Genomic DNA, 11,056 nt, shown 5'->3' on the forward strand with positions numbered 1-11,056 from the left:
TTATACATCAAGGGTTCAGCCGCTCTCCAATTGCGTTTTGCCCGTTTTTTGCCCGTTTTGTTTTCGCAGATGGGCCGAATAGAGGGCTAGCGAGTCGGTTTCAATCGTTTTAGTGATGTGTAAATACGTATCTGATGTCACCTTGACGGACTTATGCCCGAGCCGCTCGGACACGAATTTTACACTTGCGCCGGCTTCGAGCAAATGGACGGCATGTGTATGCCTTAGTGCATGAGGAGATAGTACAGGTAGCCCTACACGATTGCACACGACTTTGAAATAATCCCGAACAATATTTGTACGCAGCCATCGGCCTTTATGCTGATGGAATATGAGATTGTCCTCTGATGCCCAGTAATTCGGATATCGGAGGATGGTCTCTTTTTGATTGATACGATGCCGCCGCATAACTGTAACTGTTTCCTCATCCAGCATAATCGTTCTGCCGCTTGACTTCGATTTAGGCGTACTTATATAGGGCTCACTATTCAGGGGGTAGACTAATGTCTTTGCTACGGTGAGCGTAGCGGCATCCAAGTCGATGTCATTCCAAGTTAGCGCCAACGTCTCGCCAATCCTAAGCGTAACACATCAGGATGCGGAACATGATTTTTCAGTGGCTCAATTTTGGCCTCTAACACCTTAATCGTTTCGGCGATGTCTAATGTAATAATAGCGGCGTTATACGCATTTAGCCCTGGTTGAATGACCAGTGTTTTTCCGACAATTTGATTGATGATACGATGTTGGTGGCCGTCAACAGTATATCCACATCCAACTCCTACAAGAGCTGGTATCCTTGATTTTCACCAACTGTCGCTTCAGTTCGCACACCAGTCTCCAAGTCCGCTTCAAAACCGCCGTGATACAAAACAATCACATAATCAACTTCACTTTTGATCTGCTCACTTGATGTTTCAATGCGGTAAAACGTGAGTGGTGAACCTTGAATCAAATCACCGCCATCCAGCAAGAGCAGATGCTGGCCAACTTGAAGTAATGTTTCTTTTAAAGTGAGCAATCCGCTTAACCCATTATCGCTCAGATTGCGGTCTGCATATGTAGTTGGATAGACATATCCGTGAATATCGGACGTGTATAAAATAGTCAATTGAGATATAGTTTTAAAACCTCTTTTATGTGGTATATTTAGTACTGAAGATTCAAAGTCATCATTCGACAAAAAATTCAAATCCCTTATATTTATACATAAATACTAGATACGATAACAACGCACCCTTTAATTTACATATCCGAAAAGGTGGAGTACTCGTGCATTTAGAAGTTAGGAACTTGCGAAAGAGTTTTGATGGCAAAGAAGTAGTCAAGGACATTTCCTTTACAATAAAACAAGGAGATCTAGTTTGTCTGCTAGGACCATCTGGTTGTGGAAAAACAACAGTTTTAAACATGATCAGCGGGTTGTTGGATGTAACATCAGGGACGATTATGATCGGCGGTCGAGATGTGACGCATGTGCATCCGAAGGAACGCGGGATTGGGGTTGTGTTTCAGAATTACGCGCTCTACCCGCATATGACGGTTCTGGAGAACATCATGTTTCCATTGCTGATTCAGAAAAGAAGCAAGTCGGAAGCGCGTGATGAAGCGATTAAAATAGCGAAAATGGTAGAAATTGATCAGCATTTGCACAAAAAACCGGCGATGCTGTCGGGAGGTCAGCAACAGCGTGTAGCTATTGCGCGTGGGATTGTAAAAAAACCGGGTGTGCTCTTGCTCGATGAACCTCTCTCCAACCTTGATGCGCGCCTTCGTTTGGTCACACGTGAGAACATTCGGCGGATCGTTAAGCAGTTTAACATCACTGCTATTTTCGTTACGCACGATCAAGAGGAAGCACTCTCAATCTCCGACCAGATTATTGTGCTTAATCAAGGAGTTATCCAGCAAAAAGGAAATCCCCAAGATTTATACCAAAATCCGAACAGCCTGTTCGTTGCGAAATTTATGGGGAATCCGCCCATTAATCTTTTCGAAGGGCGCACCGATGAAGCGGGTAAAATAAAGCTGGATAAGATTTCAATCGATACGCCTTGCAAACAACAAGACGTCATCCTCGGTGTCCGGCCCGAAACGTTCCGTATCCTAGATCAAGCGTCTCCCCAAAGTGTGGAATTTACGGTCGAGCTTGTGCAGCTGATCGGGAGAGATACAATTTTATCCGGCAAACTTGGCGGTCAGATGTGCAAGATTGTCACCGAGACGGGGAAGAACAACATTCGTGAGAATTCAATTATTCACCTCAGTATAGATACGACGCAGGTGATGGTGTTTGAAAAACAAACGGGCGCGAGGGTACTGTAATGAAAACACGTTCGTTTCGCTCTGTTACTGCAAATAATGCGTGGTTATATCTTGCGCCAGCTTTAATCCTCTTATTGATTTTCTTTATCTGGCCGTTGATTAACGCATTTCTGTATGCTTTTACATACGAAGGTAAAACTACTTTTGATAATTTCTCTTACATTTTTTCAGATCCGGAGTTTTGGATTGCTCTGAAAAATACGTTAATTTTTGTCGTTGTCGTCGTACCTACAGCGCTTACGATTTCACTGAGTATTGCGATCGCTATCCACTCGAAGATCAAGGGCGCACAAGTATTTGAAACGATGTATTTCATGCCTTATGTTACGAGTGTTATTGCGATCGGGATCGTTTGGAGCGTCATGTTTCATAGCGACTACGGCGTAATAAATACAATCATCAAAACCCTTGGTGGCAGCCGCATTCCTTGGCTTAATTCCCCGAAATTTGCCTTGCTGTCGGTCATTATTTTCAGTGTCTGGAAGTCACTGGCGTTTGACATCGTAATCTTGTTGACCAGCTTGCGCACGATCAATCCACAGCTTTATCGTGTCGCGGACATAGATGGGGCGGGAAGCTGGATGAAATTTAGACGCATCACGTTGCCGCTGCTATCGCCAACACTCACATTTCTCACGCTGCTAGGCATGATCGGCGCATTTAAAGTGTATGACAATGTCGTCGGCCTGTTCGGAACAACAACAGCAGGACCTGCGAACTCGGCGCTTACGCTCGTCTATTACATTTTCAGGTCGATGTACGGACGCAATGACCTGCATTTGGCAGCGGCAGCCGCTGTTGTATTGTTTGTTGTTGTTTTGTTGTTTACAATTTTGCAGCGATATTTAATGAAAAAAATCGAAAAAGCGTAGGAGAACTAATCGGATGAAAACTTCCCAACAAGTGCCTGCAAAATCACTTATATATGTTTGGTTAGGGGCAGGAGCGATATCTACGCTTTTGCCGTTTGTATGGATGGTCCTCTCTTCACTCAAAACGCGAAACGAGATGACCTCTGTTCCGCCAGCGGTTTTACCTAGCACACCTCAATGGGGCAACTATCCTTCAGCGTTGTCCATGGCTCCCTTTCTGCGCTATTTTTTCAACACATTGTTAGTAGCGGGAGGCACCACTTTAGCCGTCGTATTGACTTCGATCTTGGCCGGATTTGCGTTCGCAAAGCTCGATTTTAAATTTAAAAATTATGTTTTTGTCGGGATGATTTCATTGATGATGATTCCCGGCGAAATGCTGGTCATCACCAACTTTCAAACCGTCGTAAATTTTGGGTGGATTGATTCGTATTTGGCGATGATCGTTCCTTTCGCGGTTAACATTTTTTATATTTATCTCATGCGCAATTACTTTATTGGCATCCCAGGTACGTTATACAATGCCGCGAAAGTGGACGGCTGCAGCGATTGGCAGTTTCTTTGGAAAATTCTTGTGCAGAACGCCAAACCTGGTATTGTCACCGTTGGGATTTTGACCTTCATCAATTCGTGGAACGCATTTTTGTGGCCATTTCTCGTGACCAACGATCCCAAAATGCGACTATTAAACAATGGCTTGGTCGCGTTCGTTACAGAAGCGGGCAGTGACCCACAATTGCAAATGGCCGCATCGACAATGATTGTCATTCCAATCGTCATTGTTTATTTTTTCGCACGCAAGCAAATTATCAATGGCATCGGTGGTGGAACAGGTGGCACCAAATCATAAGGCAACCATTACATTTTATGCAGGCACACAGACAATTGGCGGAACGATAGCAGCGATTGAGTATAACAATCATCGCGTCGTATTTGATTTTGGCACGGATTTTCGCCCTGACCCGGAAACTTTGGCCGCGCTGCGCGAGCTGAACGATGACAACGCGCTGCGCATTTTCTTAGAACAGCGCCTTTTACCTAAAGTGGATGGGGTATACCCAGATGCTCAGGTTACCGCTTTCCCCGGGCTCATTGGTGCAGCTGAGTTCCCGATCCATACCGCAGTCATTATCTCTCATTTGCATTTAGATCATGTGGGCGGACTATTATGTATCGATCCGGGCATCGACGTGTATATGAGCGATAAATCATTGGAATTGTACAACGTGCTGAGCGAAGCGGGAGATCGCCCGTTTGGACACGAGCGTACGTTTAATGGAGTCCCCTATTATAAACCGTTTTTTGTTGGGGATATCAAAATCACCGCATATCCAATTGACCACGATTGCTACGGGGCTTCTGCATTTATCATAGAGGCGGGAGACAAGCGAATCGCCTATACGGGAGATTTGCGTATTCACGGCGTCCACAGCCGCTACACATTTGAGTATATAGAGGCAGCCAAGCACGCTGATCTGCTCATTACCGAAGGAGTGGCCGCAAGCTTTTTGCCGGATGATTATGAACTGGTTGGCTCGAAGGAATTCGGAGAGGATTTTTATGCGGAAAAAGATTTAGACCGGCAGTTTCTAGACTTGTTTGAGCTGAAGAAACCGATATTATTCGATTTTTATGCGCGCAATATTGAACGCCTGCGAATGATTATCGACACTGCCAGTAAGACGGACAAGCAGCTCGTGCTGTCCCCTAAGCATGCATTTCTGGCCAAAAAGTTGTTAGGCGCCGATGTTCGTACGACAGACAGTTTAACGGATGCTGATTATGAAAGCGACCGTCTGCTGATTAACTTGCCGTTCGAGCAGTTTGATTCCTGTATCGATAAAGTTGCGTCTGGATCGATCTACATTCATTCCAACAGTGAACCGCTCGGGCCGTTCGACAGCAGGTGGCAAGCATTCATTGATGCACTGGCCATTCGAGATATTGAGCTGCATTCACTTCATTCGTCGGGACACGGGAAAGCTGAACATATCCAATACGTCATTGATCAAATTCAGCCTAAAGTTTTAATGCCTGTCCATAGCTTGAAACCTTACAAAAGTGTTGGGCCGAATCAGCGGATTTTACCGGAAATCGGTGTCACGTATATGATTGATGGGGGTGATGGCCAGGCGAATAAGTAGGGAGTCGAGTTTGCAGTAAAAAGTGAGAAGTTATATAGACTCTCGGAGTTTTAAGGGGGGAACGGACGGAAGTTGAGCGAAAAACTGGAAATTATAAGCGAACGGCAAAGATTTTCATTCGTTTTAAAAAGATCGCATAGCAAACAAGGCCCGCAGGAGGCCGTCAAAAAAATTAGACAGTAGCGGGCAGAATGTCCTCGCGCATCGCTTCCAGAGCTTCCCGTTTTTCCACAAACCAGGCATCGATGTGCTGGCACATCATAATGCCATAGAGGCGGATGTACCACATCATCGTGGAACGATGACGGCCGGCTTCGAGCTTGTAGTCGATCTTCTGGCGTTTGTTCGAGCGCTCCACGGAAGTCCTGCGCTTGTAGACCAGCTTCCATTGCTCGGAGCTGCGGGCGACGCCGGAAAACAGGCGAGGATTATCCTTGCCGTAAGTATGGTAAGTGCGCCCGAACTTCGCCTCGGAGCAAGGGGTAGGGCAGGAGTTGGTAGTTCGTCCCTGCATCATCGGGCAGATCCACTTCTGGCGGTCACGGGTGTTGTCGTAGCCATACGGCTTCATCTCTTTACCCGCCGAACAAATGGGGGTCCCCTCGGGCGAGATCTTCATATCGGTATCGGTGTCTAAGTATTTGGTAGCCCGTTTGTTGAGGTCGATGAAGGGCTTGACACCCTGGTGTCTAAGCAGTCCATAAATGGCTGTGGCGTCATGGGCAGCATCAAGCAACATTTTATCGACCATGCCCAAGGTGAAACGTTGCGCAAATTCAACCGAGCTGACGACAAAGCTGGTAGCGTCATGGCGAGATGCGGGCTGAAGTCGGGGATACAGCGGCAGATCGTGCTTACTGTTTGCAGCAGTAAGCATGTACAGATGGTAGCCGGTGTAATATTTCTCGCGGGAGCTGTCCCATCCGGAGTTGCAGTCGGGTTGGGAATAGTCGCGAGGATGGTTGCATTTCGCAAGGCCGCGGGCATGACAATCACAGGTCGGTTTGCTGCGGGACCACGAGGCGGTCTGCACGGGAGTGCCGTCGCCCGCTACGTCCATAGTGCTGGGGTCCCCCAGCAGGCCGTACTTTGCCGATACGGCAAGGAACTGGGATTGAAAAAACTCAAACAACCGATCCATGGGTTGTGTCTTGGAAGCCATGCCGTATTTCAAAATTCGATCGACGAGGCGTTGCACCTTACCCGGTGAAGTGGTAGGGGCCTTCTCTCCCTTCTTTCCTTTCTGAGGTTTGCGCTTGTGGGGTCTGACCGTAGGAATAAGATGCTTGTGGTCCGAGGCCCAGAATCGGGCAAGGAAGTCATAGAACGTGCCGACGCCGGGAATATCCTCAGGCTCAAAACCGCTCAGAATGGCATAGAGCGGGTAGCGGTACATCTCGTTCACCCACTCCGTGATGCCAATCTCGGGGCGTGCCAGCAGAAAAAGCAGGTAAGAACGGAGCATGGAAGCCGGATCCCGTGGTTTAGGTCCTCTTGCGCTGTAAGTATCGGCGAGCAAGGTGGATGTGGCGGAGAGATCGGTCATGAGGCATTTGTAGATTAAAGGCCAATCAGCGCGAACGAGTATGGCAGCAGGAGGAGCATAATACTTCCTTAAGCGAGCTAGCGTAAGCAAACGGTAATCGCGGTGAGAGATGAAGTCCGGTTTCATAAAGAACACCCCAGTATTCGAAGTAAAGGGAAAGTACAATCCCTTTCTCGCGTAATTGTTGGGGGTATTTTAAAAAGTCAAGTGTTTTTTCGGCTTTTCATAGAAAATTTTTCAAAACTTAATTTCCAGTTTTTATGCTGGTAAAAATAAAAAATCCCACACAATGGTGGGAGGAAGCCGCACAGGGCATAAGCAGAAAAGCCTTGTGCAGCAAGCCTCGGCTAATGCCGAGAGGCTATTTATAACAGGGGAGGAAACAGAATGAAACACATGTTCAAAAAATCATTGCTTGGAGCTTTGGTGCTTAGTCTCGGATTGACAGGGTGCGGAACTTCAACAAAATCAGGTACATCCGGAAAAGACAGCCAAACCAAAGCTGCTATCGTTACAGCTGATGATGTTAAAACTGAAACAACGCTTACTTTCTGGCATGCATTGACGGGGCCGCACCAAGATCAGCTCAACAAAATGGTGAGCGGGTTCAATGACAAGTGGAAAGGGAAGTTTAAGGTAGAGGCCTCCAACCAAGGTACATACACCGACCTATCCACAAAATTAGCCACGGCATTAACGGCCAAGCAGCTGCCTACGATGACGCTCGGATACGAAGATTGGATGTATTCACATCACGAAAAAGATGCTGTTGTTGCTTTGGATGATTATATTACGAATGCAAAAGTCGGAATGAAAGACTACGAAGACATTTTCCAAGCTTTCCGTGATACAACAAAGCTTGATGGCAAAACGTATGCGGTCCCTTTTAACAAATCAACGGAAGTGCTATATGTAAACGATGATTTGTTGGCGAAAGCAGGCGTTACAGCGCCTAAAACGGACGACGAGCTAATCAGCGCCTCAAAAGCAATTAAAGAGAAAACCGGTAAACCTGGTTACGGTGCAGACTCTTTGGCGAACTACTTTATTACAAAAACGTATCAGCAAAATGCACCTTATCATACAGGCGATAAAGTGAATCTAACAAATGATGTCTCGAAAAAAATTGCGCAAACGTATCAAGATGGAGTAAAAGGCGGATATTTCCGTATCGCGGGTGAAGACAAGTTCTTATCCGGACCGTTCAACTCCGGAGCAGTTGCTATGTACCAGGGCTCTTCCGCCGGTGCTGCCTTCATTAAGCCGAACGGTTTCAAATTCTCCGTCTACCCGGTTCCGGGCGGAGCAGGCATTCAGCAAGGAACGAATTTGTCCGTCTTCAAAACGGCAACGCCAGAGCAAATTGCAGGTGCATGGGAGTTCATCAAGTATATGACTAGCGTTGATCCGCAAGTCGATTTTGCGATGGTGACAGGGTATCTGCCTATTCGTCAATCGGCTGCGAAATCAGCAAAGTATGTTGAATTCGCTAAGAAAAATACAGTTGCTCAATTGTTCGTCGACGGTAAACTGAAGTTTTTCAGCGATCCTGTGTATAAAGCTAGCACAATAGGAAGAAGCGAGATCGAGGCGATGATGCAAAAGATCAATTCTGATACAAGCGCATCCGTCGACGAAGCACTGAAAAAAGCACAGTCAGCCATAGAGTTCGCACAGAAACGATAGTTCAGTATTATTTACATTTGAGTTTAAAGAGGACCATCCTTAATCAGGATGGTCTTTTGGCTTTTTGACTCGCATACGGTACATGTCTAAGCTGTCTGGGTACAAAAAAGCCCGCCAATAAAGGCAGGCTCAACTAAAATGGGGTAACAAAAGGGTAACGCAAGCAAGTGAAAAACGGTTAATTTTCGTTAACGATGTTACAGCAAACAATTCACAAAAACCTAGATTTTACGCGCTTTCATGAATTGTTATGAACAATGTTACATTCCCTAACCTTATGGGCGGCATGATGTAAAACTTGCCGAAAACCCTAGGTGAAATCTACTTCAAAAGCGGAAAACGGCACAGCGTGGCTGCTGAGCAGTTAAGTCATGGGTTGTCCCGAAATTCCATGCCGCACAATTGGACGGAAAAAGAAGGACAACAAGTCCAAAACCATAGAGACAAGGGGTGGTTTGTGGGTTCACCCCTGCCCGTTTTTTGCTCGTTTTAAATAAAGGCTTTGTTATTTCTTAATGTTGTTATTATGCAAAAAAGAATAAACCGCCTTAAGTACGGCGGTTTATTCAACTAATATTCACTTAAATCTATCCAAAATCTTCTAATAACGTTTCCGTCTTCCTCAACGAAATTTGAATCTGGTATCCCACCATTCTTTAGAATTGTTTTTTCAGAAGCTATATTACCGTCGTTACAAACAACAAGAGCTCTTTCGATTCCTAACTCCTTAGCTTTATGCAAAGATAAGGCTAACAATTTAGTCGCATAACCTTTTTTTCTCTCTTTTGGACGAATTCCGTACCCAATATGTCCGCCAGAATTAAACAACTGTTCTGTTAAACGATGTCTAATGTTAACTGCACCAACTACCTTATTATCAACAACTAACCAAAAAGTAGAACCTGGAACCCAGTTATCGGGTAAATTTTCTCCCTTTTCATTATCTTGAAGGAACCTCACCATCGCTTCAAAGTCAGAGGGGTTTTTACTTATAACCCACGGAACCATGCCTTCTCCACTTTCAATCCATTCTTGATAAAATGAGAGGTATTCGTCTTTCAAGACTACTGATGGTCGGACTAAAGATATAGGTAATTCCATTTCCACCCACCTCCCGTCATTTTCCGAATTGTCTAATATTATCATAAAGCGTTATTTACGAGAAAGTTTTATTTAGCGTTAATACCCTATTTCTCAACAGTAGGTCATTCGTCGAAGTCTGGCGTTTGTCTCCTTCACAGAAAATAGGCATGAAGACACCAACATGTTCTTCTTATTCGACGTTGTGTTCTCATAGTCCTTGCTGTCAAGATAGCGGAACCAAGCCAAATAATGTTCCAAATACTTGGTTGCAACTCCATTGAAGCGGTCCATCCATTTTTTCAGACGGCTATGGTAGCTATTGACGTTCTGGATATGGTAAACGCCTTTGACTCGTTGTTTTCCATCAGATTTGAATCGGTAATGCGCCAATCCCCTTCGATTAGCATAGGAACTGAACGCACGCCAGGAATCCGTACAAAGCACGCTGGAGTTCGACAGGTGAGAACCGATTGCCTCATCCAGCTTCGTTGTACGGATGCGCCCGCGCCCAAGAACGCCCGAGAAGGTCATTTTCTGACGGTCACGAACGACCAGCACACAAACTTGGTCGTTACTGATACCACGGTGCTTAGCTTTACCGCCCGCGTTTACGTGGCTTGCGTTCGGTAATATTTCGTCTGCCCTTTTCGGAATACAGGAAATAAGTCTCGTCCATTTCGACAATACCTTGGAATGCTTCGGTTGGAATCTGTTTCAGGGCAGCGAGAATCTTATGCCGCCAGTAAAACAAGGTCACAAACGAGACCTCTTCGTACATCAGTTCGGCGCATTTGCGTAGCGAAAATCCTTCAATCATGAGTTCGATAAATCGAACCCACAAATGAGGTCGCCGTGTCCGTTGGAGAGGGCTGTTCGTAAGGTCATTGAACGTTTGAGAGCATGTTTTGCAACGGTAACGCTGGCGCTTAACCGCGCCCGCACGTGTTTTAATGACATACTTTCTGAAGCGCACGACGTCTCTGTTATGACAATGCGGGCAGACCAATCCCTCTTTATGCTTTTGTTCTTGAATTTCACCAATCACTCGAATAGGTGTCGTACCGCCCTTGGTTTCTGACTGCAAAAAGAGAATAAGCTGTTGCTTATCTTTTTCATCCAAGCCCTTAGCAAGTTTAATCAGTTCTTTCAAATCCATAAGGTAATCAGCTCCGAGCCATATTATTACCCTAATTATAGAACAAACGTTCGAAAACTTCAAATATCAACATTTAGGTTTAACATAGCCTAAATAAAATAAAGGGTGATTAAATAAAATAACTCAACTTTCGCAGCTTAAATTACCGAACAAACCCTTGATGTACAAGGGCAAATCGGCCAGCCATTGCTGGAATTGACACAACACCGTTTGTTTGCTGCGTTTGCTCATTGCCCCTGCCATA

Annotated in this window: 9 protein-coding genes and 1 pseudogene; 5 read left to right on the top strand and 5 right to left on the bottom strand. The window is 45.5% G+C overall.

The window, feature by feature from the left end:
* Positions 1-15: 15 nt before the first annotated feature.
* Positions 16-576, bottom strand: a complete 561-nt coding sequence (locus FPZ49_RS08740) for a site-specific integrase (protein WP_144845605.1) — start codon at positions 574-576, stop codon at positions 16-18.
* 205 nt (positions 577-781) lie between these two features.
* Entirely contained in the window at positions 782-1,183 is a 402-nt protein-coding gene (locus FPZ49_RS08745; protein ID WP_144845607.1) for a hypothetical protein, read from the bottom strand.
* Between the two features lie 89 nt (positions 1,184-1,272).
* Between FPZ49_RS08745 and FPZ49_RS08750 the strand changes: the two genes are divergently transcribed.
* Genes FPZ49_RS08750 through FPZ49_RS08765 form a run of 4 tightly spaced genes read left to right on the top strand, consistent with a single transcriptional unit; the run spans position 1,273 to position 5,341 of the window.
* On the top strand, positions 1,273-2,325 hold the full coding sequence (locus FPZ49_RS08750; protein ID WP_144845609.1) for an ABC transporter ATP-binding protein: 1,053 nt from the start codon (positions 1,273-1,275) through the stop codon (positions 2,323-2,325).
* Complete coding sequence (locus FPZ49_RS08755) at positions 2,325-3,197, top strand: carbohydrate ABC transporter permease (RefSeq protein WP_144845610.1); 873 nt, start codon at positions 2,325-2,327, stop codon at positions 3,195-3,197. The genes FPZ49_RS08750 and FPZ49_RS08755 overlap by 1 nt, the downstream gene beginning before the upstream one ends.
* Positions 3,198-3,210: 13 nt before the next feature.
* Complete coding sequence (locus tag FPZ49_RS08760) at positions 3,211-4,047, top strand: carbohydrate ABC transporter permease (protein WP_144845612.1); 837 nt, start codon at positions 3,211-3,213, stop codon at positions 4,045-4,047.
* Positions 4,010-5,341 carry an MBL fold metallo-hydrolase gene (locus FPZ49_RS08765; RefSeq protein ID WP_144845614.1) on the top strand — a complete coding sequence of 444 codons (1,332 nt, stop codon included), beginning with the start codon at positions 4,010-4,012 and terminating at the stop codon, positions 5,339-5,341. Before FPZ49_RS08760 ends, FPZ49_RS08765 begins: the two co-directional genes overlap by 38 nt.
* 172 nt (positions 5,342-5,513) lie before the next feature.
* Here FPZ49_RS08765 and FPZ49_RS08770 read toward each other — a convergent pair whose 3' ends face one another.
* Positions 5,514-7,013, bottom strand: coding sequence for a transposase (locus FPZ49_RS08770; protein WP_144845616.1), 1,500 nt, complete (start codon positions 7,011-7,013; stop codon positions 5,514-5,516).
* Between the two features lie 261 nt (positions 7,014-7,274).
* On the opposite strand from FPZ49_RS08770, the gene FPZ49_RS08775 reads away from it, so the two are divergent.
* A complete protein-coding gene (locus FPZ49_RS08775) occupies positions 7,275-8,573 on the top strand; it encodes an ABC transporter substrate-binding protein (RefSeq protein WP_144845618.1) in 1,299 nt (432 codons plus the stop codon).
* 570 nt (positions 8,574-9,143) lie between these two features.
* On the opposite strand, the gene FPZ49_RS08780 is transcribed toward FPZ49_RS08775, so the two are convergent.
* Both FPZ49_RS08780 and FPZ49_RS08785 read right to left on the bottom strand, forming a co-directional pair.
* Entirely contained in the window at positions 9,144-9,674 is a 531-nt protein-coding gene (locus tag FPZ49_RS08780; RefSeq protein WP_144845620.1) for a GNAT family N-acetyltransferase, read from the bottom strand.
* A 93-nt stretch (positions 9,675-9,767) separates the two neighbouring features.
* Positions 9,768-10,812 (bottom strand): annotated as a pseudogene (locus tag FPZ49_RS08785) (IS1595 family transposase).
* Between the last annotated feature and the right edge of the window lie 244 nt (positions 10,813-11,056).

Origin of the sequence: Paenibacillus cremeus, assembly GCF_007786445.1 — a bacterium.
GTDB lineage: Bacteria > Bacillota > Bacilli > Paenibacillales > NBRC-103111 > Paenibacillus_G > Paenibacillus_G cremeus.

What these genes read in the sequence shown, in the direction of transcription:
- FPZ49_RS08760 (WP_144845612.1), top strand. Translation starts at nt 3,211, where the DNA reads ATGAAAACTTCCCAACAAGTGCCTGCAAAATCACTTATATATGTTTGG.
- FPZ49_RS08780 (WP_144845620.1), bottom strand. Translation starts at nt 9,674, where the DNA reads ATGGAATTACCTATATCTTTAGTCCGACCATCAGTAGTCTTGAAAGAC.
- FPZ49_RS08765 (WP_144845614.1), top strand. Translation starts at nt 4,010, where the DNA reads ATGGCATCGGTGGTGGAACAGGTGGCACCAAATCATAAGGCAACCATT.
- FPZ49_RS08770 (WP_144845616.1), bottom strand. Translation starts at nt 7,013, where the DNA reads ATGAAACCGGACTTCATCTCTCACCGCGATTACCGTTTGCTTACGCTA.
- FPZ49_RS08775 (WP_144845618.1), top strand. Translation starts at nt 7,275, where the DNA reads ATGAAACACATGTTCAAAAAATCATTGCTTGGAGCTTTGGTGCTTAGT.
- FPZ49_RS08755 (WP_144845610.1), top strand. Translation starts at nt 2,325, where the DNA reads ATGAAAACACGTTCGTTTCGCTCTGTTACTGCAAATAATGCGTGGTTA.